The following is a 26,796-nucleotide window of genomic DNA, read 5'->3' as shown; positions in this document are numbered from 1 at the left end:
TCATCCGGCAAATGGCAAGGCGCGGCACTCGAAAATCCTGAACAAGCGTGCTTGTGCACTCGGGCGGCTTGCGGCCGGCCGATCGGGCAGGCAAGATCGAGCCGCGATTGTTCCGGGCAGTTATTTGCCGGGTAAGGGAGGACGGGGATGGAGGCAGCCGAGAGAGCGGCCCGGATTGTTCGGACGGTCATCGAGACGCTGAAGCCGGGTTTCGCGGTGAGGCTGTGGACAGGCGAGCGGATCGGCCCGGCTACCGGCCCGGTGCTCACTATCAACGACCAGGACATCGTCTGGCAGATCGTACGTCGGCCCTCTTTATCGACGCTGATCGAGATGTGGATTGCCAAGGCGGTCGACGTCGAAGACGGATCGCTGTTCGATTTCTACGCCTTGCCCACGCACGGCAAGCTCAGGACGAAGCTCAAGACATTGCCGAAGCTGGCGATCCTGCGCGACCTGCCGGCGGTGCTGTTTTCGCGAAAACAGATGACGACGCGAACCGATCTTTCCGGCCGCAATCCTTTCGTCAGCGGTTCGAGCAAGGAGGCGATCCAGCATCATTACGACATTTCCAACGCATTCTACCGGCTCTTCCTCGACGAGCGCATGGTCTATAGCTGCGGCTACTTCAAGGATTTCGCCAACGATATCGATCAGGCCCAGAGAGACAAGCTCGACCATATCTGCCGCAAGCTTCGCCTGAAGCCCGGCGACAGATTGCTCGACATCGGCTGCGGCTGGGGAGCGATGCTCATCCATGCGGTGAAGAATTATGGCGTCGTCGGCCACGGCGTTTCGCTATCGGAAGCACAGACCGAACTCGCCCGTGAACGCATCCGCGCCGCCGGGCTGGAGGACCGCATCACCATCGAGATCAAGTCCTATGCCGAGCTGTCCGGCTCCTTCGACAAGATCTCCTCGATCGGCATGTTCGAGCATCTGGGGCTTGCCAACCATGCGGCCTATTTCTCGAGGATCCATCGCCTGCTCAAGCCCGGCGGCATCTATCTGCACCACGCCATCACCCGGCGCGACAAGGGCAGCTTGAAGAAGACGCTGCGCAAGGGGCCGGAATTCAAGGCGCTGATCAAATACATTTTTCCGGGCGGCGAACTCGATACGATCGGCATGACGCTCGGCAATCTCGAGGCGCACGGCTTCCTCGTCTACGACGTCGAAAACTTGCGCGAGCACTATGCGCGCACCTGCAGGCTATGGGCAGAGCGTCTCCACGCACGCTTCGACGAAGCCATCGCCGAGGTCGGCGAAGCCAAGGCGCGGCTCTGGCTGCTTTATCTGACCGGTTGCTCGATCACCTTCGAACGCGCCTCGGCGCAGATCTTCCAGACCGTTGTCACTAGGCGCGCGCGCGGCCCGAGCGGCCTGCCGCCGACGCGGGCGGATTTGTATCGATAGCTACAGGAGGCGCATCGTGGCGCCGATCTCGACGCGGGCCGGTCGGTCGACGGTGCAGTAGACGCCGAGGTTATGGGCGTTGTGGCGGACCAGGCTGCGCAGGATTGCCGGGTCGTGGTCGAACCCGTTCTGGCCAATGATGGTGAAGCCGCAGCGGCGGCACGGCTCGGAGATGGTCAGGAGCAGGTCGCCGATTGCCAGCTTGCACCCGATCCATTCCGTCTCGGGAAACGACCCCTCGACCTCTGGCATATCGACGACGATGTTGGGGCGGAAGCGGCGCGCGTCGGCGGCGCCCTCTGGATGCAGCACTTTCAAACGCGCCAGTGAGGCGGTGGTCAGCAGATGAATAGGGGTTTTGACGTAGCGTTCCGTCAGCAGGGGGCCGAGGTAATCCGGAGCCGCATTTTCCCGGCGGAACGGCCGGATGGAAGCCGCAAAGCCGAGATACGCGGAAACCGCGCGATCACTTTGCGCGCCAGGTGCCGAAAGCCAGCGTCCGTCGGGGATGGCGACCTCCAGCCTGCCGGCCTGCGACAGCCGGGTGCGGATGCGGGGCACCTTGTGCCATTTCGCTTCGCGGTCGGGCCGCGCGATTTCATCGGTCGAGGTATCGACAAGACCAAACAGGCGGTCGCCTTCGACGGTATACCAGTCGACGGAGATCGCCTCCTGAAACTCGCCGGCGAGCGAGCTCGCGGGATAGCGCCAAAGCTCGGTGACGGCGCCCAATGCGGGTTGCATCAGCCCTTCTTGTTTTGCCGGTTGGCGATCAGGTCGTCGACGACTGCCGGGTCGGCGAGCGTCGAGGTGTCGCCGAGCGCGGCAAAATCATCCTCGGCGATCTTGCGCAGGATGCGCCGCATGATCTTGCCGGAACGGGTCTTCGGCAGGCCGGGCGCGAACTGGATCTTGTCGGGCGAAGCGATGGCGCCGATCTCCTTGCGGACATGGGCGACGAGCTCCTGGCGCAATTCCTCGCTTGGCGTCTCGCCGGCCATCAGCGTGACATAGCAGTAGATGCCCTGGCCCTTGATATCGTGCGGGTAGCCGACGACGGCGGCCTCCGAGACCTTCTCATGCGAAACCAGCGCCGATTCGACCTCGGCGGTGCCCATCCGGTGGCCGGAGACGTTGATGACGTCATCGACGCGGCCGGTGATCCAGTAGTAGCCGTCAGCATCGCGGCGGCAGCCGTCGCCGGTGAAGTACCTGCCCTTGTAGGTCGAGAAATAGGTCTGTACGAAGCGGTCGTGATCGCCATAGACGGTGCGCATCTGGCCCGGCCATGAGTCGGCAATGCAAAGGTTGCCGCTGGCTTCGCCTTCCAGTACCTTGCCGTCGGCGTCGACCAGCTGCGGCTTGACGCCAAAGAAGGGCCGCGTCGCCGAACCCGCCTTGAGGTGGGTGGCGCCCGGAACCGGCGTGATCATGATGCCGCCGGTCTCGGTCTGCCACCAGGTGTCGACGATCGGCACCTTGCCGTTGCCGACGACGTTGAAATACCACTCCCAGGCTTCCGGATTGATCGGCTCGCCGACGGTGCCGAGCACGCGCAGCGACTTGCGCGACGTTTTGGTGACATGGGCATCGCCGGCGCCCATCAGCGCGCGCAGCGCCGTCGGCGCCGTGTAGAAGATGTTGACCTTGTGCTTGTCGATCACGTCCCAGAAACGCGACTGCGACGGGTAGTTCGGCACGCCTTCGAACATCAGCGTGGTGGCGCCGTTGGCGAGCGGCCCGTAGACGATATAGCTGTGGCCGGTGACCCAGCCGACATCGGCGGTGCACCAGTAGATATCGCCCTCATGATAGTCGAAGACATATTGGTGGGTCATCGAGACATAGACGAGATAGCCGGCGGTGGTATGCAGCACGCCCTTCGGCTTGCCGGTCGAGCCGGATGTGTAGAGGATGAACAGCGGGTCCTCGGCGTTCATCTTCTCGGGCTTGCATTCGGCCTTAACCGTGGCGACCTCGTCATGGTACCAGACGTCGCGCCCGGCGGCCCAGCCGGTTTTGCCGCCGGTGCGGCGCACGACCAAGACCTTTTCGACTTTCGTTCCGGCCTTGGCGGCGATCTCGATCGCCTTGTCGGTGTTCTCCTTCAGCGGGATAGTCTTGCCGCCGCGCAGGCCTTCGTCGGCGGTGATGACGAAGGTCGACTTGCAGTCGTCGATGCGTCCGGCCAGCGCATCCGGCGAAAAGCCGCCGAAGACAACCGAATGAATGGCGCCGATGCGCGTGCAGGCGAGCATCGCATAAGCGGCCTCCGGGATCATCGGCATGTAGATGGTGACGCGGTCGCCCTTCTTGACGCCGTGCTTCTTCATCACATTGGCGAGGCGGCAGACATGTGCGTGAAGTTCGTTATAGGTGATCTTCCTGTCGTCGTAGGGATTGTCGCCTTCCCAGATGATGGCGGTCTGTTCGCCGCGCTTCTTCAGATGCCGGTCGATGCAGTTCCACGAAACGTTTGTCTGGCCATCCTCGAACCATTTGATCGAAACCTTGCCGTCGAAGGACGTGTTCTTGACCTTGCTGTAGGGCTTGAACCAGTCGATGCGCTTGCCGTGCTTGCCCCAGAACTTGTCCGGGTTGTTGACGCTGTCGGCGTACCATTTCAGGTAGGCGTCATTGTCAATCAGCGCGTTCTTCTTCCACGCCGGCTGGACGCGATGGACATGAACATCGGACATTTCTTCGCCTTCCTCCCCAAAACCAAACCGCCGGCTTGACCGCCTGCAGGATCGCGGCGATGCGGCCGCGAATTCGCGCGCATTATTAACAGTTCGGCGGTGACGGCAACATTAGACGTTGGATTCGCGCGGCGGGATGCCGCAGGTGCCTTGCCCGGCGGTGTCAGCACTCTCGTGAGGCGGCTGCTAAGCGCATGTTTTTGCGGGAGGAATCTGATTTGATCGTAGAAATATCAATAGACGAATAAGCAAATGGGGTGCACAATTTCAGGCTGGGAGGAAGGAGAATCAACCAGGGGACCGGCAATGCGCGACCATTCAGAAATGGACCTGATGCTCAAGGGCTATGGCTTGACCACGGCCAAGATTCTTTATCACTTCCCAGATCATCCGCATCTGCTGCAGAGCTTCATCTGGCAGGATTACGACATCGCCCCGAAATTTCCCGTGCTGATCCGCTTCATCGAGTTCTGGAAGGCCAAGCTCGAAGGCCCGCTGCATTCGGTCAGCTACACGCACCAGAAGCTGATCGCGCCGAACGAATGGCGCAAGGTCGACGGCGAGTTCGTTCTGCATTAGCCGGGCGGGCGGCAGTCTGGGAGCCGCCGCCCAGCTTTTGGAGCGTCAGACTGCGGGCGGGTTCAGCCGGGCAAAACCCTCCTGCCGGCGATAGGGAAAATACGGATAGGGTGCGGTGACCTCACTTGCCGTGTCGAGCTTCTTCATCTGCTCGGCTGTCAAGGACCAGCCGACGGCGCCGAGATTCTGGCGCAACTGCTCCTCATTGCGCGCGCCAATGATGACGGAGGCGACGGTCGGCCGCTGCAGCAGCCAATTGATGGCGATCTGCGGTATGGTCTTGCCGGTTTCCTCGGCGACAACATCAAGCGCGTCGACGACCCGATAGAGATGCTCATCCTCGACGGGCGGTCCGAAGCTTGCCGTGTCGTGCAGCCGGCTTTTCTCAGGCAGCTTCTGGCCACGGCGGATCTTGCCGGTCAGGCGGCCCCAGCCGAGTGGGCTCCACACCAGCGCACCGACGCCCTGGTCGAGGCCGAGCGGCATCAACTCCCATTCATAATCGCGTCCGACCAGCGAGTAATAGACTTGATGGGCGACGTATCGGGGATAGCCATGTCTATCCGCCAGGCCGAGCGACTTCATCACTTGCCAGCCGGAAAAATTGGAGACGCCGACATAACGCAGCTTGCCGGCGCGCACGAGACTGTCCAACGTCGACAGCACCTCCTCGATCGGTGTTGCGGCGTCGAAGGCGTGCAGTTGCAGCAGGTCGATGTAATCGGTGCCAAGACGCTTCAGCGCGTCTTCGACGGCCTTGATCAGGCGTGAACGTGACGAGCCGGCATCGTTGGGACCGTCGCCCATCGGCAGCGAGGTCTTGGTCGAGATCAGCACGGCGTCGCGGCGGCCCTTGATGGCAGCGCCGAGCACTTGTTCGGAAGCGCCATTCGAATAGACATCGGCGGTGTCGAACAGGTTGACGCCGGCCTCAAGGCAGATGTCGACCAGCCGCCGTGCTTCCGCCGCATCGCTGTTGCCCCAGGCACCGAACAGCGGGCCTGAACCGCCGAAGGTTCCAGCGCCGAACGAGAGCACCGGAACCTTCAGGCCTGATGCGCCAAGATTTCGATAATCCATGGGTTTGCTCCTTGTGGAAGGATGGCTGTTTCAAAGATTGGCTCAGGTTTGCGTTCTATGACCGCGCGATTTCCGGTGTAGCGAGGACAGGATCTCGGTCGAGACGCAGCGCAAACGCCGCTACGGCAAGCGCTGAAAGTGGCAACAGCGCCGCGACCCAGGTGACGGCACCGAGGCCGGGACCATGGGCGATGACCACGCCGCCGAGCCAGGCGCCGGCCGCATTGCCGAGGTTGAAGGCGGCGATGTTGAAGGATGAAGCTAGGCTCTGGCCGGCGCCTTGCGCCTTCTGCAACACCCATAACTGTAGCGGCGCGACGGTGGCGAAGGCGGCGGCGCCGAGCAGGCCGACATAGATAACGGCCATGACCTGGCTGTGCAGGGCGAAGGTCATGGTGCCGAGCACCAGCGCCAGCACGACGAGACTGCCGAGAACGGACGGTACCAGCCAGCGATCGGCGAACTTGCCGCCGGCGAGGTTGCCGGCGATGAGGCCGCCGCCGAAGACCAGCAGGATCGGCGACACCGCTGTCTCGTCAAAACCGGTGATCTCGGTCAGCAACGGGGCGATGTAGGTGAAGACGGCGAAGACGCCGGCATAGCCAAGCACGGTGGTGGCAAAGCCAAGCAGGACCGGCGCGCGGCCGAGCAAGGCGAGATCGGCGCGCAAATTGCTCTTCTCAGGCTCTGTTCGGCTGCGCGGCACCAGCAGCAGAATGATGGTAAAGGCGGCGATGCCGACCAGGGTCACCGCCCAGAAGGTCGCGCGCCAGCCGAAGGCTTGGCCGAGCCATGTGCCGAAGGGCACGCCGAGGATGTTGGCGATGGTCAGGCCGGTGAACATCAGGGCGATCGCCGAGGCTTTCTTGTTGGGCGCCACCAGTCCGGTCGCCACGACCGAGCCGACGCCGAAGAAGGTACCGTGGGCGAAGGCGGTCAGTACGCGCGCACCCATCAGCGTCCAGTAGTCTGGGGCAAGCGCACAAGCGAGGTTGCCCAGCGTGAAGATCGCCATCAGCGCCAGAAGCACGGTCTTGCGCGGCCAACGGCCGGTCGCGATCGTCAGCAGCGGCGCGCCGATGACGACGCCCAGCGCATAGCCAGAAATCAGCTGGCCGGAAGCTGAGATCGAGACGCCGAGATCGGTGCTGACGTCGAGCAGCAGGCCCATGATGACGAATTCGGTGACGCCGGTCCCAAAGGCACCGGCGGCAAGAGCGTAAAGAGCAAGGGGCATGGCGGTTCCCACTTCGATGACGACCAGTTTTGACGACGGGCGCCGTGTCCTCCCACGCCCCGATCCGGAAGATCGTGCCGCGATGTGCTGTGAACCAGCCTTGCATCGGGCACATCGTCTGTGAAATAGATTCACCAATGGCCAGGCCCGACATCAATCGCTCCGGCGAGATCGAAGTGTTCGTCCGCGTCGTCGAGGCGGGCAGCTTTTCAGCCGCTGCCCGCGCGTTGCGGATGACGCCGTCGGCGGTGAGCAAGCTGATCGCGCGGCTGGAGGCGCGGCTTGGTGCGCGGCTGGTCAGCCGTTCGACGCGCAAGCTGCAACTGACGCCGGAGGGGGCGGCGTTCTTCGACAGCGGCGTGCGCGTCCTTGCCGACATGGCGGCGGCCGAGCGCGAGGCAGCGGCGGGTGCCGCGCCGCGTGGCCGGCTGCGGATCAACAGCTACGTGCCTTTCGGGCAGCATCGGCTGATCCCGCTTTTGCCGCGTTTCCTAGAGCGCTACCCCGAAATCTCGGTCGATCTGGTGTTGACCGACGATGTCATCGACCTGATGGAGGAGCGCGCTGACGTCGCCATCCGCGCCGGGCCGCTCGGCGAATCACGGCTGGTGGCGCGCAAGCTCGGGCAGAGCCGGGTGGTCGTCGTTGCGGCGCCATCGTATCTCGAAGCGCGTGGCACGCCCAAGACGCCCGCCGACCTCGATCGTCACAACCGGATGGGATTCCGTTTCGTTCGTCACCTCGAGGGCTGGCCTTTTATCGACGCGGCCGGCAAACCGATCACCCTGTCGATCATCGGAAATACGCTGGTCAGCGACGGCGAGGCGATGCGGCTGATGGCGCTCTCGGGGGCGGGCATCGCCCGGCTGGCACGCTGGCATGTGGAGGCCGACATTGCCGCCGGCCGGCTGCTGCCGCTGCTGGAAGAGTTCAATCCCGGCGACGAGGAACTCACCCACGCCGTCTATGTCGGCCAAGGCAAGTATCTGCCGGCGCGGGTGCGGGCGTTTTTGGACTTTTTGGTCGAGACTGTCCGGCTGACTTGAGCCCAAAAAAAGATAGGGAGCCTGCCGGCTCCCGAAGCATCAAATCGAAGGTAAATTGAACTACTTTTTCGGCACAAAGGGCGCCGGCCGCCGGCCGGCCGCCTGACGCTCCAGCATCCAGCCCGGGTATTCGGCGGGCAGGGCACTGACTTCGTCGAGGCGAACAAGATCATCGGCATCGAGCTGCAACTCGGTGGCTGCAAGGTTCTGTTCCAGCTGCTCCATGCGGCTGGCGCCGATGATGACGCTCATCACGAATGGCTTGGCCAGGACATAGCCGAGCGCCACCGTGGCGACGCTGACGCCGTGCTTGACGGCGATCTCGCGCATGACAGCGACCGCTGCCCAGGCACGGTCCTCATTGACCGGCGGGAAATTGAAGCTGGCGCGACGGCCCTCGCCATTGCCGGGGGCGCCCGGTCCGTATTTGCCGGAGAGCAGGCCGCCAGCCATCGGCGACCAGACCATCAGCCCGAGTTTCTCCTCGTTGAGCAGCGGCACGATTTCGCGCTCGAGATCGCGGCCGGCGATCGAATAATACGACTGCACGGTCTCGAAGCGGGCAAAGCCTTTGCGCTCCGCAATACCCAGCGCCTTGGCGATGCGCCAGGCCTGCCAGTTCGAGACGCCGACATAGCGGACCTTGCCGGCGGCAACCAGGTCGTCGAGCGCCCGCAGCGTTTCGTCGATCTGCGTCACCGTGTCGGTGCCGTGCAGCTGGTAGAGATCGATGTGATCGAGCTGTAGCCGCTCGAGGCTGCTCTCGACCGAATCCATGATGTGGCCGCGCGAGGAACCGCGCTGGTTCGGGCCGCCGCCCATGGCGCCATGAACCTTGGTGGCGATGATCACGTCCTGACGGTTGACGCCAAGGTTCCTGAGCGACTGGCCGAGAAGCCGTTCCGAGGCGCCGAAGGAATAGACATCCGCCGTGTCGAAGAAATTGACGCCGGCGGCGAGGGAGCGGGCAACGATCTCGTCGACGCCCTTCTGGTCGAGGCTGGCGATCAGGCCCCATTGGGCATTGTCGCCGGCCGCGCCGAACGTCATCGTGCCGAGGCAAAGTTCGGAGACGAACATCCCCGTATTTCCAAGTTGATTGTAACGCATGGTGGCTCCAGACGGGTTGAGAATAACTCGACCCATATAGGAACGAAACGTTCCGTTTCTATACGCTGGCTTAGTCAATGTCAGCCTGTGGCCTAAGGTCGGCTGCGCCTCATCTGGCGCCGAAAATCGCCGATCCAACCCTGACACTGGTCGCGCCGAAGGCGATCGCGGTTTCGTAGTCGCCGGACATGCCCATGGAGAGCTTGTCGACGCCGGCCTCGAGCCCAAGCTTTTCCAGCAGCGCGAAATGCGGACCGGGGTTCTCGTCGGCCGGCGGAATGCACATCAGCCCTTCGATGGCGAGGGCGTGAACCGAGCGGCAGCGGGCGACGAAGGCGACAGCCTCGCGTGGCTCGATGCCGGCCTTTTGCGGCTCGGAGCCGGTGTTGACCTGGACATAGAGCCTTGGCGTCCTGCCCTGCCTGGCGATTTCCTTGGCCAGCTCTGCGGCGATCTTTTCACGGTCGATGGTTTCGATGACGTCGAACAATGCCACCGCTTCCTTGGCCTTGTTCGATTGCAGCGGACCGATCAGATGCAGCTCGACGTCGGGAAACGCCGTCCGCAGTGCCGGCCATTTGGCTTGTGCTTCCTGGACGCGGTTTTCGCCGAAGACGCGCTGGCCGGCCTCGATGACGGGGCGGATATCGGCGGCGTCGAAGGTTTTCGAGACCGCGACCAGCGTCACCGCTCCGGCCTCACGGCCTGCCTCGCGCTCGGCGGCAGCGATCCTTGCCTTGACCGTGAAAAGCTGTTCGGCGGCGCTCGCCATGCCTATATCCTGCCTGTGTTTGGCTTTTCGCCGGATCGCCGCAGTTGACGGGTCCGGCAATCCATGGTGAACACCGCGACGACATTTCCTGAGCCGCCCGGGCATTGTCCGGCGGCTCGCGCATGCTTTTAAGTGAAAAACACCCGATGGCAACCGAACGATACAATCCGCGCGCGTCAGAGCCCAAATGGCAGAAGGCCTGGGACGCCAAGAAGCTGTTCGAAGCCGACAATGACGACCCGCGCCCGAAATACTACGTGCTGGAGATGTTCCCCTATCCGTCCGGGCGCATCCATATCGGCCATACCCGCAACTATACGATGGGCGATGTGGTGGCGCGCTACAAGCGGGCCAAGGGTTTCAATGTGCTGCACCCGATGGGCTGGGACGCCTTTGGCATGCCAGCCGAAAACGCGGCGATGCAGAACAAGGTCCATCCCAAGGACTGGACCTATCAGAACATCGCCGCCATGCGCGAGCAGCTCAAGGTCATGGGCCTGTCGCTCGATTGGGCGCGCGAGTTCGCCACCTGCGATGTCGACTACTATCACCGCCAGCAGATGCTGTTCCTCGATTTCGTCGAGAAGGGGCTGGTGACGCGCAAATCCTCCAAGGTCAACTGGGATCCGGAGGACATGACGGTGCTTGCCAACGAGCAGGTCATCGACGGACGCGGCTGGCGCTCAGGCGCGCTGGTGGAACAGCGCGAGCTGACGCAGTGGTTCTTCAAGATCACCGATTATGCGCAGGATCTGCTGGATTCGCTCGATCAGCTCGACGACTGGCCGGAAAAAGTGAAGCTGATGCAGGCGAACTGGATCGGCCGTTCAGAAGGGCTGCTGATCCGCTGGCCGCTGGTCAAGCCAATCGCCGGCGAGCATGAGCTCGAAGTCTATACGACCAGGCCCGACACCATCTTCGGCGCGTCCTTCATGGCGATTGCGGCCGACCATCCGCTGGCCAAAAAGGCCGCCGAGGACAATCCGGCGGTGGCAAAGTTCATCGACGAAGTCCGCCATATGGGCACTTCGGCGGCGGCCTTGGAGACGGCCGAGAAGAAGGGTTTCGATACCGGCACTCGCGTCGTCCATCCGTTCGACGAGAGGTGGACGCTACCCGTCTACGTCGCCAATTTCGTGCTGATGGACTATGGCACCGGCGCCATCTTCGGCTGCCCGGCACATGACCAGCGCGACCTCGACTTCGCCAACAGATACGGCCTTCCGGTCATTCCGGTGGTGATGCCGGAAGGCGAGAATCAAGGAAGCTTCCAGGTCATCGACGAGGCTTACGTCGATGATGGCGCGATGATCAATTCGCGCTTCCTCGACGGCATGAAGCCGGATCAGGCATTCGACGAGGTGGCGAAGCTGCTGGAACAAAGGACCATCGGCAACCGGCCGATGGCCGAGCGCAAGGTGAATTTCCGCCTGCGCGACTGGGGCATTTCGCGCCAGCGCTATTGGGGCTGCCCGATCCCGATGATCCATTGCGAGGATTGCGGCGTGGTGCCGGTGCCGAAAGCCGACCTGCCGGTCAAGCTGCCGGACGACATCGAGTTCGACCGGCCGGGCAATCCGCTCGATCGCCATCCGACATGGCGGCACGTCAAATGCCCGCGTTGCGGCAAGGATGCGCGGCGCGAAACCGACACGATGGACACATTTGTCGATTCTTCGTGGTATTTCGCGCGCTTCACCGCGCCGTGGGCAAACGATCCGACCGATCCCGAGGCCGCGACTGAATGGCTGCCGGTCGACCAGTATATTGGCGGTATTGAGCATGCGATCCTGCATTTGCTCTATTCGCGCTTTTTCACCCGCGCCATGCGCGAGACCGGCCATGTCGATCTCGCCGAGCCGTTCAGGGGCCTGTTCACGCAAGGCATGGTGGTACACGAGACCTATCGGGTTGGCGGCGCCTCGAACGGCCGCTGGCTTGCGCCAAGCGAGGTCAGGCTGGAAGACGCCGACGGCAAGCGCCGCGCCTTCGAAATCGCCACCGGCGAAGAGGCGGTGATCGGTCCGCTCGAAAAAATGTCGAAGTCGAAGAAGAATACGGTGAGTCCGGAAGAGATCACCGACGGCTACGGCGCCGATACGGCGCGCTGGTTCATGCTGTCGGACTCGCCGCCCGAGCGCGATGTCGAATGGACCGACGAGGGTGCGGCCGGCGCGCATCGCTTCATCCAGCGCATCTGGCGCCTGGTGTCGACGGCTGCCGAATCGCTCGCCGGAGTCCGGCCAGAGGCGGCGAAGGACGGCGAGGCCGGGACAGTGTCCAAGGCCGCGCACAAGATCCTGAAGTTGGTCGGCGAGGATATCGAAAAGCTCGCCTTCAACCGCGCCATCGCCCGCATCTATGAGCTCGCCAATGCCTTGACCGTACCGCTCAACGAGGCGGCAGAGGGCAAGGCCGGTCCGGCCCTGCAAGCGGCCTGCCGTGAGGCCGTCGAGATCCTGGTGCACCTGATCGCGCCGGTCATGCCGCATCTGGCCGAGGAGTGCTGGCAGACGCTCGGCGGCACCGACCTTGTCGCCGAACGGCCCTGGCCGGACTACGATGCCTCGCTTGTCGTCGACGCCGAGATCGTGCTGCCGGTCCAGGTCAACGGCAAGAAGCGCGGTGATTTGACAATTGCCCGCGACGCGGACCAAGGTGCGGTCGAAAAAGCGGTTCTGGCTCTCGAGTTCGTGCAGAAAGCGCTCGAAGGTAAGGCGCCGCGCAAGGTGATCATCGTGCCGCAGAGGATCGTCAATGTCGTTGCCTGATCCGAAAAAAGCGGAGCTGACGCTGCGCCGTGTCGTGCTTTACGGGCTGCTCGCCTCGGTGGCGCTGGTTTCCGCCTGCACGGTGCGGCCGCTCTATTCGAGCGCGCCGCTGATCGCCGGCTCGCAGGTCGGCGCCGCTGCCGAGCTGGCATCGATCTCGGTCAAGCCGGTCAAGACCCGCTACGCCCAGCAGGTCCGCAACAATTTGATCTTCGCGCTCGGCCAGGGCGCCGGCGAGCCGGCTTCGCCGGTCTATTCGCTTGATCTCGGCGTCTCCGAACTCGTCGAATCGGCGGCAATCGAGCAGGTCACGACCGACGAGGACGAGCCGACCGCCGGCACTGTGACGCTGACTGCCAACTATGTGCTCAGCGATGCCAAGACGGGCACGGTCATAGCGAGGGGCAAGCGCTCGATTCCGTCGTCATACGACAGGCCGCGCCAGGAATTCGCGTCATACCGGGCCCAGATCGACGCCGAGAACCGTGCGGCGCGCGAGCTGGCAGATGTGCTGCGGCTGTCGATTGCCCAGGATCTGATCAAGCACGGCAGGCCGGCGGCAAGCTAGGTCTTTCCAGAGTGCGCAATCTGCAAAAAAAGGCCGATTGCTCGGCCTTTTTTGTTCGTAGGACAGTCGCTTCAGCCGATCTTCTGCCCGGTCTTTGCCCAGTCGGCGAGGAACAGTTCCAGGCCCTTGTCGGTCAGCGGGTGCTTGACCAGCGCCTTGAGCGTCGCCGGCGGCGCGGTGATGACATCGGCACCGATCAGCGCCGCCTGCTTGACATGGTTCACGGTACGCACCGAAGCGGTCAGGATTTCAGTCTGGAAGTCATAATTGTCGTAGATGGTGCGGATATCGGCAATCAGCTCCATGCCGTCCCAGCCGCTGTCGTCGATGCGGCCGACGAAGGGCGAGATGAAGGAGGCGCCGGCCTTGGCGGCGAGCAGCGCCTGGGTGGCCGAGAAGCACAGCGTGACGTTGACCATGCGGCCGTCCGACCGGATGTCCTTGCAGGCTCTCAGGCCGTCGAGCGTCAGCGGCACCTTGATGCAGACATTGTCGGCGATCCTGGCCAGGATCTTGGCCTCCGCCATCATGTCCTTGTATTCGGTGGCGACGACTTCGGCCGAGACTGGGCCCTTGACGATCTCGCAGATCTCTCTTGTGACGTCGGCGATCTTGCCGCCGGATTTCAGGATCAGCGACGGATTGGTGGTTACGCCGTCGAGCAGCCCCAAATCGTTCAGCTCGCGGATTTCCTTGACATCGGCGGTGTCGACAAAAAATTTCATGGCGGTCTCCTGAAGATTTTTCATGTGCACGTCATGCACATTTGGGGTCGGACTTTGATCTAGACCAAAGTCGGGGCAAGGTCACGCCTCATGATCGAAGATTCGCCCTTTGTCGCGGCCGCACCGGTGCTGGTGCCGATGCCCGCCGAGCGCCCCTACACCTATGCCGTGCCGGCTGGCATGCGCGTCGTGCCGGGCTCGATCGTGCGCGTTCCGCTTGGGCCCCGCCAGGTCGCCGGCATCGTCTGGGACGGCGCCGTCGAAAAGGTCGACGCGAAGAAATTGCGGCCGATCGAGCAGGTTTTCGACTGCCCGCCGATCGACCGCGCGATGCGGCGTTTTGTCGATTGGGTGGCGCAGTACACGCTGTCGCCGCCCGGCATGGTGGCGCGCATGCTGCTCAGGGCGCCGGAGGCGTTCGATCCGGAGCCGTGGATCGAAGGGCTGCAGCGCACCTTCGCCAAGCCCGACCGGATGACGGAGGCGAGGATGCGCGTGCTGGAGACAGCCGAAGGCGGACTTGCCTGGACACGATCCGGCCTGGCGCATGCGGCAGGCGTGTCGTCGACGGTGGTGGACGGGCTGCGGGCGCAGGGCGTATTCCAGACGGTGATGATCCCGCCGCGGCCGGTGGTCGCAGCACCCGATCCCGGCTACGCCGTGCCTTCACTGATGCCGGACCAGAGCGAAGCAGCCGAGATGCTGCGCACCAACGTCGCGACCGGCACATTCGGCGTCACCCTGCTCGATGGTGTAACCGGATCCGGCAAGACGGAGGTCTATTTCGAGGCGGTTGCGGCCGCGCTCGATCGCGGCAAGCAGGTGCTGATCCTGCTGCCGGAAATTGCGCTGACCCACGCTTTTCTCGAACGCTTCCAGGAGCGGTTCGGTGCCAAGCCGGCGGAATGGCACTCGGATCTGCCGCCAAGGATGCGCGAAAAGGTCTGGCGGCAGGTAGCGGAAGGCGGCGTGCGGGTCGTCGCCGGCGCGCGCTCGGCGCTGTTCCTGCCGTTCAGGGAGCTTGGATTGATCGTAGTCGACGAAGAGCACGATCCCGCCTACAAGCAGGAGGATCGCGTCTTTTACAACGCGCGCGACATGGCCGTGGTGCGCAGCCATATCGGCGGCTTTCCGGTCGTGCTCGCCTCGGCGACACCGTCGGTCGAAAGCCGGGTCAATGCCAGCCAGGGCCGCTACAGCAGGGCGGTGCTTTCGGCGCGCTTTGCCGAGGCGGCACTTCCCGATCTCAAGACGATCGACATGCGCCGCGCGCCGCCTGCACGCGGCGGCTTCCTGTCGCCTGTACTGCTCGGCCATATACGGCAGACGCTGGAAAGAAAGGAACAGTCGCTGCTGTTCCTCAACCGGCGCGGTTATGCGCCGCTGACGCTCTGCCGGGTCTGCGGCCATCGCTTCGGCTGTCCGGTCTGCTCGGCCTGGCTGGTCGAGCACCGCTTTCGCGGCCAGCTCGTCTGCCACCACTGCGGGCACAATGAACGCCGGCCCGAAGCCTGTCCGGAATGCGGCACGCTCGATCATCTGGTCGCCTGCGGGCCGGGCGTCGAGCGCATCGCCGAGGAGGTCGTCGCGCATTTCCCCGATGCCCGCACCATCGTACTGTCGTCCGACCTGATGGGCGGCGTGCGGCGGCTGCGGCTCGAGCTTGAAGCCATCGCCAATGGCGAGGCCGACATCGTCATCGGCACGCAACTCGTCGCCAAGGGCCATAATTTCCCCAACATGACGCTGGTCGGTGTGGTCGATGCCGATCTCGGCCTTGCCAATGGCGACCCGCGCGCCGCCGAGCGCACCTTCCAACTGCTCAGCCAGGTGACCGGCCGCGCCGGTCGCACCGGCAAGAAAAGCCTCGGCCTGCTGCAGACCTTCCAACCCGACCACCCGGTGATGCGCGCGATCGTCTCAGGCGATGCCGAGGCCTTCTACGAGCGCGAGATCGCCGAGCGTGAGCGGGCGGGGCTGCCGCCCTTCGGCAGGCTCGCCGGCGTCATCGTCAGCGCGGCGACACGGGCCGAAGCCGAAGGGCACGCCCGTGGCCTGCGTCGCGCCGCGCCGCAAGCCGCCGACCTATTCGTGCTCGGCCCGGCCGAGGCGCCGCTGTCATTGATCGGCGGCCGCCATCGCTTTCGCCTGCTGATCCAGGGCGAGCGGCGCGCCGACATGCAAGGGTTCATTCGCACCATGCTGGCCGAGGGACCGAAGATAAGGGGCTCGGTGCGAGTCCAGGTCGACATCGACCCGCAGAGCTTTTTGTAAGCTGTCGAATTACCCTTTCGAGGCGCGTTCGGTGAATGGGTTCAGGTAAGGCACGTCGAGAATCGCAAAATGCCGGGTGTTGGCCGTCAAAACTGACAGGCCGTGCAAACGGGCAGTAGCTGCGATCAGAACGTCCGCCAGACCCGGATTGGCGCCTCTGGCGATCGTGGCGTCTTCCAGTTTTCCGGCTTCTCGCGCGATTGCTAAATCGATGGGAAGGACTCGCTGGTTGAACTCTAGAAGCAACCTTTCGAACCACTCATTGATGCGCTCTGCCTTCATATGCCCGCCCGCCCGCTTCAGTTTCGCGATTCCTCGTTCCACCTCCAAGATGACGATCGACGAGAGCTGCCAAGAGCCGCGTTCTCCTTGGTCGGCAACCCAGTTCTGCACGTGTGACGGAAACAAAGGCCGACCGGGTGCAAATGCCGAGAGAAAAGACGTCTCAAGCAGATAGCCGGTCAAAACTCCACTTCCCGCGACGGCGATTCGTTTCGCTCAAGCTCAATGCCGCCTGGATACTGAAGCAGGAAATCCACGAAGTCTTTTTGGCTGTTCTGCGGATAAAGTTTCCGTCCCTCACCGATTGGCACCACCATGACTGCGGGCTTGCCGTGCTTGGTGATAACCGTGGGCTCACCGTTCTCGGCAGCCTTCACAAGTGCGGAAAGGCTGGCCTTTGCCTCTCGTAGTTGCATCGTCTTCATGCCCGGAACCCTTGTGGTCTCATGTAGTCACAATATGGGAATTGTGCACAAAAAACAGCGCGTTGTGTAACGTCCTGTTAGCCCGGTCGAGACAACGGTCGGGCTCGCGTTGGGCTGACGCGCCGTAAATTGCGACGGCCCATCTGGCGCATGTCTCTTGCTTCGCTAGAATGCCCGAAAATTTTGAATATCCATTTACGAGGGGACAAGGATGGAATTTGCGTTTCCATGGCCGATGAGCCAGGGCGAGTGGCTGGCATGGTCAAGCGCCGTCGTGACCTTGCTTTTCGGGCTGCTGCTGTTCCTGGCGCCAGGGCTGGCCTTCCGGATTCTCAGGCTGCAGGTCAAGCCCGAGAAGGCGGCGGCGATCGCCGAAGGTCGCGGCAGGATGTCGGGCTTCTATCTCGGTGTCAGCCTGTGCTGCATCCTCTTGGCGCAGCCGCTGCTCTATATGGCGCTCGGCTTCTCCTGGCTGTTCACCGCCTTCGGCCGGCTGCTATCGATGATGTCGGACGGCGCCAACACGCCGTTCAACTGGGCTTCCATCGTCGTCGAGCTGGTGCTGGCGGCGCTGCCGCTTGCCTTCGCCTTCGGCTTTTTGCCCTGAATCAGGGATCAATCCGGGGTTGGTTGCTGAACTCGCCCGGCGGATGCGACAATAGTGCCTGAAAACCATGCCGGACGACGCATTGCGGTCTGAAAATGCCTGTGCTAGACGGCAATCGACTTTCGACCGGGGATAGCGGAAGCCGCGCCTCCGTGCTTGGAAAAATGCAGTAAGGTCAAAGATTTAGCCAGCGTTTTTGCTCGCGCCAACAATCTGCGGCCTGTCAGACAAGAGAAAAGACGGTCCGTGGCCCAATCGTCATCGCCAATCTCAGGTGTCGCAGAACGCTATGCGGGTTCGCTGTTCGAACTCGCGCTGCAGGCCAATTCGGTCGCCGGCGTCGAGGCCGACCTCAACAGGTTCGAAACGATGCTCGAAGGCAGCGCTGACCTTTCGCGGCTGATCAGGAGCCCTGTCTTCTCCAGCGAGGACCAGGCCAAGGCGATCGCCGCGATCGCCGACAGAGCAGGGATTACCGGCCTCACCGGCAATTTCCTGCGCGTCGTTGCCCAGAATCGCCGGCTGTTCGCCGTGCCCGGCATGATCAAGGCGTTCCGCCAGATCGCCGCCGAACACCGCGGCGAGACCGCTGCCGAGGTCACCTCGGCGCATGCGCTGACGCCTGCCCAGGAAACCGAGCTGAAAGCAGCGCTGAAAAGCGTCGCCGGCAAGGACGTGGCGATCACGGTCACCGTCGATCCGTCGCTGCTCGGCGGACTGGTGGTCAAGATCGGCTCGCGCCAGATCGATACGTCGCTCAAAACCAAACTCAATTCGCTCAAGCTTGCACTGAAAGAGGTCGGCTGATGGACATCCGCGCCGCGGAAATTTCCGCAATTCTGAAAGACCAGATCAAGAATTTCGGCAAGGAGGCCGAGGTCTCCGAAGTCGGCCAGGTGCTGTCCGTCGGTGACGGTATCGCCCGCGTCTACGGCCTCGACAATGTCCAGGCCGGCGAGATGGTCGAGTTCCCCGGCGGCATCCGCGGCATGGCGCTCAACCTCGAAGCCGACAATGTCGGCGTCGTCATCTTCGGCGCCGACCGCGACATCAAGGAAGGCGACACCGTCAAGCGCACCGGCGCCATCGTCGATGCGCCCGTCGGCATGGGCCTGCTCGGCCGCGTCGTCGACGCGCTCGGCAACCCGATCGACGGCAAAGGCCCGATCCAGGCCACCGAACGCAAGCGCGTCGACGTCAAGGCGCCCGGCATCATCCCGCGCAAATCGGTGAACGAGCCGATGTCGACTGGCCTCAAGGCCATCGACGCGCTGATCCCGGTCGGCCGCGGCCAGCGCGAGCTGGTCATCGGCGACCGCCAGACCGGCAAGACCGCGATCATCCTCGACACCATGCTCAACCAGAAATCGGTGCACGACAACGGCCCTGAGAAGGAAAAGCTGTACTGCGTCTATGTCGCCGTCGGCCAGAAGCGCTCGACGGTGGCGCAGTTCGTCAAGGTCCTGGAAGAGCGCGGCGCGCTCGACTATTCGATCATCATCGCCGCGACCGCCTCCGATCCGGCGCCGATGCAGTTCCTGGCGCCGTTCACCGCCTGCACCATGGGCGAATATTTCCGCGACAACGGCATGCACGCGCTGATCAGCTACGACGACCTGTCGAAGCAGGCCGTCGCCTATCGCCAGATGTCGCTGCTGCTGCGCCGTCCGCCGGGCCGCGAGGCCTATCCCGGCGACGTCTTCTACCTGCACTCGCGCCTGCTCGAGCGCGCCGCCAAGCTTAATGACGAAAATGGCGGTGGGTCTCTGACTGCGCTGCCGATCATCGAAACGCAGGCCAACGACGTGTCGGCCTATATCCCGACCAACGTCATCTCGATCACCGACGGCCAGATCTTCCTGGAAACCAATCTGTTCTTCCAGGGCGTGCGCCCGGCGGTCAATGTCGGCCTTTCGGTGTCGCGCGTCGGCTCCTCGGCGCAGATCAAGGCGATGAAGCAGGTTGCCGGATCGATCAAGGGCGAGCTCGCGCAGTACCGCGAAATGGCTGCTTTCGCGCAGTTCGGCTCCGACCTCGATGCCGCCACGCAACGCCTGCTCAACCGCGGCTCGCGCCTGACCGAGCTGTTGAAGCAGCCGCAATTCTCGCCGCTCAAGGTCGAGGAGCAGGTCGCGGTGATCTTCGCCGGCGTCAACGGCTATCTCGACAAGCTGACGATCAACCAGGTCGGCAAGTTCGAGCATGGCCTGTTGTCGCATATGCGCTCGGCCGGCAAGGACGTGCTCGACGGCATCCGCAAGGAGAAGGCGCTGTCCGACGATCTGCGCGCCAGGCTGAAGGCAGAAATCGACGCCTTCGCCAAGACCTTTGCTTGAGCAGGACGGACGGGATCAGGTTTGAAGCATGCCTTCGTTAAAAGACCTTCGTAACCGTATCGCCTCGGTCAAGGCGACGCAGAAGATCACCAAGGCGATGCAGATGGTCGCCGCGGCGAAGCTGCGTCGCGCGCAGGAAGCGGCGGAAGCGGCGCGTCCCTATTCGGAGCGCATGGGCGCGGTGCTGGCCAATATCACCCAGGCGATCGGCGGCGGCGGCGATGCCCCGGCGCTGATGACCGGCACCGGCAAGGACGACGTGCATCTGCTTGTTGTCTGCACGGCCGAACGCGGCCTGTGCGGCGGCTTCAATTCGCAGATCGCCCGTTTTGCCCGCGACCACATCCGCAAGCTTCTGGCCGACGGCAAGCAGGTCAAGATCATCTGCGTCGGCAAGAAGGGGTTTGACATATTGCGCCGCGACTACGGCGCGCTGATCATCGAGCGTGTCGACCTGCGCGAGGTCAAGACGCTGGGCTTCGTCAATGCCGATGCCATCGCCAAGAAGGTGATCCACCTGTTCAACGAAGGCGGCTTCGATATCTGCACGCTGTTCTATTCGCAGTTCAAGTCGGTGATCAGCCAGATCCCGACGGCGCAGCAAATTATCCCGGCGGGCGCGCCTGCGGCTGGCGCGGAAGTGAGGGATGGCGGCAGCGCCGTCTACGAATACGAGCCGGAGCCGGGCGAGATCCTCTCCGATCTCATCCCGCGCAACATTTCCGTGCAGGTTTTTCGCGCGCTGCTCGAGAATGCTGCCGGCGAGATGGGCGCCAAGATGAGCGCCATGGACAATGCGACGCGCAACGCCGGCGACATGATCAACAAATTGTCGATCACCTACAACCGCCAGCGGCAGGCGCAGATCACCAAGGAATTGATCGAAATCATTTCGGGCGCCGAGGCGCTCTAGGCACGCTCACAAGGAGGTCATCGACCTCAAGCGTGTGAGAAACAAAGAGACGAAAAGGGTAAGGACGATGGCGAAAGCAGCGACCCCGAAGACGGCAGCCCCGAAGACCGCGGCACCAGCGAAGGCTCCGGCAGCAGCAAAGGCCGCTCCGGCCAAGAAAGCGGCAGCAACCAAGGTCGCCGCTGTGAATGCGCCGGCCGCCACCATCAAGAAAACCGGCCTGGCAGGCAAGGTTCGCCAGGTCATCGGCGCCGTTGTCGACGTCCAGTTCGGCGAACATCTACCGGCGATCCTGAACGCGCTTGAGACGATCAACGTCGGCAATCGCCTGGTGCTAGAGGTGGCCCAGCATCTGGGCGAAAACACCGTGCGCTGCATCGCCATGGACTCGACCGAAGGTTTGGTCCGTGGCCAGGACGTCTATGATACCGGCGCTCCGATCACCGTGCCGGTCGGCCCGGGCATGCTCGGCCGCATCATCAACGTCATCGGCGAGCCGGTCGACGAGGCAGGCCCGGTCGACGGCATCGAGATGCGCTCGATCCATCAGCCGGCGCCGACCTATGTCGAGCAGTCGACGGAAGCGCAGATCCTGGTCACCGGCATCAAGGTGCTCGACCTGCTGGCCCCCTATGCCCGCGGCGGCAAGATCGGCCTGTTCGGCGGCGCCGGCGTCGGCAAGACGGTGCTGATCCAGGAACTGATCAACAACGTCGCCAAGGCGCATGGCGGCTTCTCGGTGTTCGCCGGCGTCGGCGAGCGCACCCGCGAAGGCAACGACCTCTATCACGAGTTCATCGAGTCCGGCGTCAACAAGAAGGGCGGCGGCGAAGGCTCCAAGGCCGCGCTCGTCTATGGCCAGATGAACGAGCCGCCGGGCGCCCGCGCCCGCGTCGGCCTGACCGGGCTGACGGTTGCCGAATATTTCCGCGATCAGGGCCAGGACGTGCTGTTCTTCGTAGACAACATCTTCCGTTTCACGCAGGCGGGCTCGGAAGTGTCGGCGCTGCTCGGCCGCATTCCTTCGGCCGTGGGCTACCAGCCGACGCTGGCTACCGACATGGGGGCGCTGCAGGAGCGTATCACCACGACGACCAAGGGTTCGATCACCTCGGTGCAGGCGATCTATGTGCCGGCCGACGACCTGACCGACCCTGCACCGGCGACCTCGTTCGCCCACCTCGACGCGACGACCGTGCTCAACCGTGCGATTTCGGAAAAGGGCATCTATCCGGCGGTCGATCCGCTCGATTCGACCTCGCGCATGCTCGACCCGATGGTTGTCGGCGAAGAGCATTACCAGGTCGCCCGCCAGGTGCAGTCGATCCTTCAGCGCTACAAGTCGCTGCAGGACATCATCGCCATCCTGGGCATGGACGAGCTGTCGGAAGAGGATAAGCAGACCGTGGCCCGCGCCCGCAAGATCGAGCGCTTCCTGTCGCAGCCCTTCTTCGTCGCCGAAGTGTTCACCGGCGCACCGGGCAAGCTGGTCGACCTCGCCGACACCATCAAGGGCTTCAAGGGCCTTTGCAACGGCGACTACGACCATCTGCCAGAAGCCGCCTTCTACATGGTCGGCGGCATCGAGGAAGCGGTCGAGAAGGCACAGCGCCTGGCCGCTGAAGCGGCCTGATGGTGAATGGTCAATAGTGAATTGTGAATGGGGAGTAGCGGATAGGAAATCGGGGCTGAGTGAAGGTCATTCTTTCTGACCGTTCACCATTCACCATTCACCAGTCGCTAGATTGATCATGCCTGAAGCTTTCAAATTCGAACTGGTCTCGCCGGAGCGCCTCTTGGTTTCCGAGCAGGTCGAATCCGTCGTCATCCCGGGCGCCGAAGGCGAGATGACTGTCATGGCGCATCACGCACCGGTCATGACCACAATCAAGCCGGGCGTCGTTACGCTGAAGACCGCGCAAGGCAAGGAAGAGCGCTATGTGGTGTTCGGCGGCTTTGCCGACATCGTTCCGGCCGGCTGCACGCTGCTCGCCGAATCGGCTGTGGCCGTCGGCGACATCGACCGCGCCGACCTTGCCCGCCGCATCCAGGAGGCGAGGGAAGACGCCGCCGACGCCAAGGACGACCAGACCCGCAGCAAGGCCGAGCAGTTCCTCAACCAGCTCACCACGCTCGAAGGCGCCATCCTGCCGGCTTGAGGTTCGCTCAAATGACTAACTGAAAAAGCGGGCTTGCCCCGCTTTTTTGTTTGGTGGACAGTCTGGCTGCCTTGGCGTGGGGGGTGGCCGATGACAAAACAAGCAGTGCAACAAGAAACTATCTCGCGATCCAGATGGTCGACGGCCCTGGTGTCGGCCTTTGGCGGCCCGTTTGGCGGGTTCCTCTGGATCGGCAGCGGCAAACTGGCGGTCGCTAGCCTGGTGGTGATCAGCGCCGTCGTTTTCGCGCTTGTTTACATTGGCTTTCCGGTATTGCCTGGCGTCGATCTTGCTTGGTGGGCCAATTTTTCAGGGATCGGTTTGATGGCCCTGTGGGCAGCGATCGTTGTTCCCTTCGCGCACCGGTTCAAGCCGGACAGATGGTACGCGCGTGGGCTTTCGGTGCTGGTGCTCGTCTTTCTGACTTCGTATCCGGCTGCATTCGCAATACGCGCGTTCCTGCTCCAGCCTTTTTCGATTCCCTCCAGCAGCATGGTGCCGACGTTGCAGGGAGGCGACTATCTCTTCGTCTCCAAAATGGCATACGGCTACAGCCGCTACAGCGTGCCGTTCAACTTGCTTCCCGTTGATGGACGTATATTCGGCGCGGAACCCAAAAGGGGAGATCTGGTTGTCTTCAAGTTCCCGCCCGATCCGAGCGTGGACTACATCCAGCGGATCGTCGGCCTTCCCGGCGAGAAGATCCAGATCATCGGCGGGGTGCTTCACATCAACGATGTCGCAGTGGGACTCGACGATATCGGCACTTTTTCGTCCGACGAGTTCTCGAAAGCCAAACTTCAACGCGAAACTCTGCCGGGGGGCGTCACCACCCATTCCGTCCTCAACCTTACCGACAACTCGATCGGCGACAATACGCGTGTGTTTGAGGTGCCCGAAGGCCACTACTTCGTGCTTGGTGACAATCGCGACAATGCCTCCGACAGCCGGTTCAGTGTCGGGTTTGTTCCCTATGAAAATCTGGTCGGCAAGGCCGTGCGGCTGTTCTGGAATTCCAAAGGTACCGATTATTCGTCTCGACAGACGCTGAACGGCCAGGCGAGCAAGTAGCTCAAACTGTCAGTGCCTCTACTGCGCGCATGACGCCGCGCAGTTCGGCGAGGCCCTTCAGGCGGCCGATGCAGGAATAGCCGGGGTTCACCTTCTTGCCGATGTCGTCGACGATCGCGTGGCCATGGTCCGGACGCATCGGCACCTGCCAGTCCGCCCTGCCTGCCGCCTTGCGCCGCCGCTCTTCGCCAATCAGCGCCGACACGACCGCCACCATGTCGGTGTCGCCGTCGAGGTGCTCGGCTTCGTGGAAGGAGCCGTCTGGCTCCTTGGTGACGTTGCGCAGATGGGCGAAATGGATGTTTTCGGCGAAGGCCTTGGCCATTGCGGGCAGATCGTTCTGCGCGCCCGCGCCGTAGGAGCCGGTGCACAGCGTCAGCCCGTTAGCCGGCGAAGCGACCGCGTCGAGCAGCGCGCGGGCATGATTGGCGTTGGAAACGATGCGCGGCAGGCCGAACAGCGAAAAGGGCGGATCGTCGGGGTGGATCGCCATCCTGACGCCGGCCTCTTCGGCCACCGGCACGATCTCGCGCAGGAAGGCAAACAGGGTTTCGCGCAGGCCTTCGGTGGAGACGTCCTTGTAGAGGTCGAGGGCGCGGCGGAAGCTTGCGCGATCGAAGATGAATTCGCGCGCCGGCACCCAGCCGATCAGGTTGCGCTCCAGCCTTGCCTTGTCGCTGTCGCTCATCCCTTGCAGCCGCGCACGCGCGGCCTCGATACGGACCGGTGGGTGATCGGCCTCCGCCCCTTCTCGCTCAAGGATGAAGACGTCATAGGCGCAGAGCTCGACGACATCGAAGCGCAGCGCGGTGCCGCCATGCGGCATGGGATAATCGAGGTCGGTGCGCGTCCAGTCGGTGATCGCCATGAAATTATAGCAGACGGTATTGATCCCGGCGGCGGCGACGGAGCGGACCGACGCCTTGTAATTGTCGATCAGGGTGCGCCAGTTGCCGCTGCGGGTCTTGATGTCCTCATGGACGACGATGCTCTCGACCACATCCCAGGTCAGGCCTGCTGCCTCGATGTCGGCCTTGCGCCTGGCGATCTCGTCCGCCGGCCAGGCGCGGCCGTCATTGAGGTGATGCAGCGCGCTGACGATGCCGACGGCGCCGGCTTGACGGACATGGGCAAGCGTCACCGGATCGTCCGGCCCGAACCAGCGCCAGGTCTGTCTCATGGCTTCTCACTCCCTATGCCAAGCGCCGCGAAGGCAGCGGCAGGTCCGCCCCGCCGCAGGCGCTCGAGATGGGCTGCCGTCAGATCGATCAGTGTCATGCGGTGGGAATGGTCCTTGGCGAAGCCGGCGAGATCGAATATCGCTGTCACCGTTTCATCAGCCGGCCGGCTGCCGAGCGCCGTAAGCCGAGCGTCGATCGGGTCGGTAAAATGGGCTTCCGGCAAGGTTTTGCCGCGCGCCTCGCAAGCGGTGATCCAAGCCGCCACCACCAGCATGAGATGCGCGGGCAGGTCACCGGCGCCCAGCCGATCGAGGGCAGAGGCGACGATGCGCTGCGGCAGCTTCTGGCTGCCGTCATTGGCGATCTGCGCCGTGCGATGGGCGAGCGCGGTGTTCGAATAGCGTTCGGCGAGCTGGGCCGTGTAGCCGGCCGTATCGAGCCCGGCGTCCTGCGGCAGCGTCGGGATGGCCTCGGCCCATAGTCCGTCGACGAATTGCCGGATCGCCGGATCGGCAAAGGCGCGGTCGACCGTGTCGTAGCCGCTGAGCAGGCCGAGATAGGCGATTGCCGAATGCGAACCGTTGAGCAGCCGCAGCTTCATGTCCTCGAAGGGCCCGACGTCGCCGACCATGGTGACGCCGAACTTTTCCCAGGCCGGCCTGCCAGCCGGGAAATCGTCTTCGACCACCCATTGGCAGAACGGCTCGGTCATCACCGGCCAGGCATCCTCGACGCCGAGCTCGACGGCGATACGCGCCCGGTCGGCGTCGGTAGTCGCCGGCACGATGCGGTCGACCATGCTCGACGGAAACGCGACGCCGTCGGCGATGTGGGCGGCGAGCCTGGCATCGCCTGAAGTGGCGAGCCTGGCATCGCGCAGTGCGGCGAATTCGACCAGCAGGCGGTGCAGCGTGGCGCCATTGGCCGGAAGGTTGTCGCAGCAGAGCACGGTGAAAGGCTGGATGCCTGCGGCACGGCGGCGCGACAGCGCCTCGGTCAGGAAACCATGCGCCGTCCGTGGCATTTGCGGGTTGGCCAGATCATGGACGATGTCGGGGTGGGTATTGTCGAGGCCGCCGCCGGCTGCCCTCAAATAGGCCTTTTCGGTGATCGTCAGCGTGACGATGCGGGTGCGCTGATCGGTCAGGGCGGCGAGCACCGCAGCCGGATCTTCCGGTGCCACCAGCAGCGACAGGATCGAGCCGACGACGCGCAGCTCTTCGCCGATGCTGCTCCTGATCGCCAGCGTGTAGAGGCCATCCTGCGGCGCCAGTGCGTCGCGCGTGTCAGGACTGCGCAAGGACACGCCGACAATGCCCCAGTCCGCCTCGCCCGCCGCCAGGCAGTCGTCGACATAGGCCGCCTGGTGGGCGCGATGGAAGGCACCGACGCCGAGATGGACGATGCCCGGTGCAATAGCGCCGCGGGCGTAGCGCGGGACCGCGACCGAAGCCGGCAGTGCCTTCAGCGTGCTGTTGGAAAGGCGTCTATTGGTCATTGCGCCACGTGTCTGATCGAGATTGTTGGGTCACTGCTGGCAGGCGG

At 63.4% G+C, this 26,796-nt stretch carries 24 protein-coding genes; 13 read left to right on the top strand and 11 right to left on the bottom strand.

Annotated elements, in window-relative coordinates; genetic code table 11:
* The first annotated feature begins 147 nt into the window (after window positions 1–147).
* Window positions 148–1,416, top strand: a complete 1,269-nt coding sequence (locus NKI72_RS05610; RefSeq protein WP_352471295.1) for a class I SAM-dependent methyltransferase — start codon at window positions 148–150, stop codon at window positions 1,414–1,416.
* On the opposite strand, the gene NKI72_RS05605 is transcribed toward NKI72_RS05610, so the two are convergent.
* Together NKI72_RS05605 and acs are read right to left on the bottom strand one after the other, a co-directional pair.
* On the bottom strand, window positions 1,417–2,160 hold the full coding sequence (locus NKI72_RS05605) for an MOSC domain-containing protein (RefSeq protein WP_352817503.1): 744 nt from the start codon (window positions 2,158–2,160) through the stop codon (window positions 1,417–1,419).
* Window positions 2,160–4,115 (bottom strand): acetate--CoA ligase, encoded by a 1,956-nt coding sequence (gene acs, locus NKI72_RS05600; protein WP_352817506.1) that lies wholly within the window; start codon window positions 4,113–4,115, stop codon window positions 2,160–2,162. The genes NKI72_RS05605 and acs overlap by 1 nt, the downstream gene beginning before the upstream one ends.
* A 306-nt stretch (window positions 4,116–4,421) precedes the next feature.
* Here acs and NKI72_RS05595 point away from each other — a divergent pair, with 306 nt between their 5' ends.
* The gene (locus tag NKI72_RS05595) at window positions 4,422–4,694 is read left to right on the top strand and encodes an usg protein (RefSeq protein WP_023678111.1); all 273 of its coding nucleotides are present in this window, start codon (window positions 4,422–4,424) and stop codon (window positions 4,692–4,694) included.
* A 45-nt stretch (window positions 4,695–4,739) separates the two neighbouring features.
* Here the strand turns inward: NKI72_RS05595 and NKI72_RS05590 are convergent, their stop codons facing one another.
* The gene (locus NKI72_RS05590; protein ID WP_352683663.1) at window positions 4,740–5,774 is read right to left on the bottom strand and encodes an aldo/keto reductase; all 1,035 of its coding nucleotides are present in this window, start codon (window positions 5,772–5,774) and stop codon (window positions 4,740–4,742) included.
* Window positions 5,775–5,829: 55 nt separating this feature from the next.
* Window positions 5,830–7,011 carry an MFS transporter gene (locus NKI72_RS05585; RefSeq protein ID WP_352849973.1) on the bottom strand — a complete coding sequence of 394 codons (1,182 nt, stop codon included), beginning with the start codon at window positions 7,009–7,011 and terminating at the stop codon, window positions 5,830–5,832.
* 137 nt (window positions 7,012–7,148) lie between these two features.
* Between NKI72_RS05585 and NKI72_RS05580 the strand changes: the two genes are divergently transcribed.
* Window positions 7,149–8,057 (top strand): LysR family transcriptional regulator, encoded by a 909-nt coding sequence (locus NKI72_RS05580; RefSeq protein ID WP_352767523.1) that lies wholly within the window; start codon window positions 7,149–7,151, stop codon window positions 8,055–8,057.
* Window positions 8,058–8,117: 60 nt separating this feature from the next.
* Here the strand turns inward: NKI72_RS05580 and NKI72_RS05575 are convergent, their stop codons facing one another.
* Both NKI72_RS05575 and NKI72_RS05570 read right to left on the bottom strand, forming a co-directional pair.
* Window positions 8,118–9,167: an aldo/keto reductase gene (locus NKI72_RS05575; protein WP_352834054.1), complete on the bottom strand. Its 1,050-nt coding sequence runs from the start codon at window positions 9,165–9,167 to the stop codon at window positions 8,118–8,120.
* A gap of 109 nt (window positions 9,168–9,276) precedes the next feature.
* Window positions 9,277–9,939, bottom strand: a complete 663-nt coding sequence (locus tag NKI72_RS05570) for a YggS family pyridoxal phosphate-dependent enzyme (RefSeq protein WP_352834051.1) — start codon at window positions 9,937–9,939, stop codon at window positions 9,277–9,279.
* A gap of 146 nt (window positions 9,940–10,085) precedes the next feature.
* On the opposite strand from NKI72_RS05570, the gene leuS reads away from it, so the two are divergent.
* Window positions 10,086–12,710, top strand: a complete 2,625-nt coding sequence (gene leuS, locus NKI72_RS05565; protein WP_352834048.1) for a leucine--tRNA ligase — start codon at window positions 10,086–10,088, stop codon at window positions 12,708–12,710.
* Window positions 12,697–13,278 (top strand): LPS assembly lipoprotein LptE, encoded by a 582-nt coding sequence (locus NKI72_RS05560; protein WP_352613270.1) that lies wholly within the window; start codon window positions 12,697–12,699, stop codon window positions 13,276–13,278. The genes leuS and NKI72_RS05560 overlap by 14 nt, the downstream gene beginning before the upstream one ends.
* Before the next feature lie 71 nt (window positions 13,279–13,349).
* On the opposite strand, the gene fsa is transcribed toward NKI72_RS05560, so the two are convergent.
* On the bottom strand, window positions 13,350–14,003 hold the full coding sequence (fsa, locus tag NKI72_RS05555) for a fructose-6-phosphate aldolase (RefSeq protein WP_023678103.1): 654 nt from the start codon (window positions 14,001–14,003) through the stop codon (window positions 13,350–13,352).
* Window positions 14,004–14,093: 90 nt separating this feature from the next.
* Here fsa and NKI72_RS05550 point away from each other — a divergent pair, with 90 nt between their 5' ends.
* Window positions 14,094–16,277, top strand: coding sequence for a primosomal protein N' (locus NKI72_RS05550; protein WP_352834045.1), 2,184 nt, complete (start codon window positions 14,094–14,096; stop codon window positions 16,275–16,277).
* A 9-nt stretch (window positions 16,278–16,286) separates the two neighbouring features.
* Here the strand turns inward: NKI72_RS05550 and NKI72_RS05545 are convergent, their stop codons facing one another.
* On the bottom strand, window positions 16,287–16,742 hold the full coding sequence (locus NKI72_RS05545; RefSeq protein WP_352849972.1) for a type II toxin-antitoxin system VapC family toxin: 456 nt from the start codon (window positions 16,740–16,742) through the stop codon (window positions 16,287–16,289).
* Complete coding sequence (locus NKI72_RS05540) at window positions 16,739–16,984, bottom strand: type II toxin-antitoxin system Phd/YefM family antitoxin (RefSeq protein ID WP_352834039.1); 246 nt, start codon at window positions 16,982–16,984, stop codon at window positions 16,739–16,741. Before NKI72_RS05540 ends, NKI72_RS05545 begins: the two co-directional genes overlap by 4 nt.
* Window positions 16,985–17,195: 211 nt before the next feature.
* On the opposite strand from NKI72_RS05540, the gene NKI72_RS05535 reads away from it, so the two are divergent.
* From NKI72_RS05535 to lepB, 7 genes are all read left to right on the top strand, one after another.
* On the top strand, window positions 17,196–17,591 hold the full coding sequence (locus NKI72_RS05535; RefSeq protein WP_352500793.1) for an AGROH133_08824 family phage infection protein: 396 nt from the start codon (window positions 17,196–17,198) through the stop codon (window positions 17,589–17,591).
* 246 nt (window positions 17,592–17,837) lie between these two features.
* A complete protein-coding gene (locus NKI72_RS05530; RefSeq protein WP_352504886.1) occupies window positions 17,838–18,398 on the top strand; it encodes a F0F1 ATP synthase subunit delta in 561 nt (186 codons plus the stop codon).
* The gene (gene atpA, locus NKI72_RS05525) at window positions 18,398–19,927 is read left to right on the top strand and encodes a F0F1 ATP synthase subunit alpha (RefSeq protein WP_352471281.1); all 1,530 of its coding nucleotides are present in this window, start codon (window positions 18,398–18,400) and stop codon (window positions 19,925–19,927) included. The genes NKI72_RS05530 and atpA overlap by 1 nt, the downstream gene beginning before the upstream one ends.
* 28 nt (window positions 19,928–19,955) lie before the next feature.
* Window positions 19,956–20,840: a F0F1 ATP synthase subunit gamma gene (locus NKI72_RS05520; protein WP_352471280.1), complete on the top strand. Its 885-nt coding sequence runs from the start codon at window positions 19,956–19,958 to the stop codon at window positions 20,838–20,840.
* Window positions 20,841–20,907: 67 nt separating this feature from the next.
* Window positions 20,908–22,473 carry a F0F1 ATP synthase subunit beta gene (gene atpD, locus NKI72_RS05515; protein WP_352834035.1) on the top strand — a complete coding sequence of 522 codons (1,566 nt, stop codon included), beginning with the start codon at window positions 20,908–20,910 and terminating at the stop codon, window positions 22,471–22,473.
* A 118-nt stretch (window positions 22,474–22,591) separates the two neighbouring features.
* Window positions 22,592–22,999, top strand: coding sequence for a F0F1 ATP synthase subunit epsilon (locus NKI72_RS05510; RefSeq protein ID WP_352489184.1), 408 nt, complete (start codon window positions 22,592–22,594; stop codon window positions 22,997–22,999).
* A 90-nt stretch (window positions 23,000–23,089) separates the two neighbouring features.
* Window positions 23,090–24,070, top strand: coding sequence for a signal peptidase I (gene lepB, locus NKI72_RS05505; RefSeq protein WP_502896518.1), 981 nt, complete (start codon window positions 23,090–23,092; stop codon window positions 24,068–24,070).
* 1 nt (window position 24,071) lies between these two features.
* Here the strand turns inward: lepB and uxuA are convergent, their stop codons facing one another.
* On the bottom strand, window positions 24,072–25,250 hold the full coding sequence (gene uxuA, locus NKI72_RS05500) for a mannonate dehydratase (RefSeq protein ID WP_352849971.1): 1,179 nt from the start codon (window positions 25,248–25,250) through the stop codon (window positions 24,072–24,074).
* Window positions 25,247–26,749 carry a mannitol dehydrogenase family protein gene (locus NKI72_RS05495; protein ID WP_352834030.1) on the bottom strand — a complete coding sequence of 501 codons (1,503 nt, stop codon included), beginning with the start codon at window positions 26,747–26,749 and terminating at the stop codon, window positions 25,247–25,249. The genes uxuA and NKI72_RS05495 overlap by 4 nt, the downstream gene beginning before the upstream one ends.
* Window positions 26,750–26,796: the final 47 nt, after the last annotated feature.

The organism is Mesorhizobium sp. M0437 (assembly GCF_040321335.1).
GTDB lineage: Bacteria > Pseudomonadota > Alphaproteobacteria > Rhizobiales > Rhizobiaceae > Mesorhizobium.
Note: the sequence above shows the minus strand (reverse complement) of the source record. Positions and strands in the feature narration are given on the sequence as shown.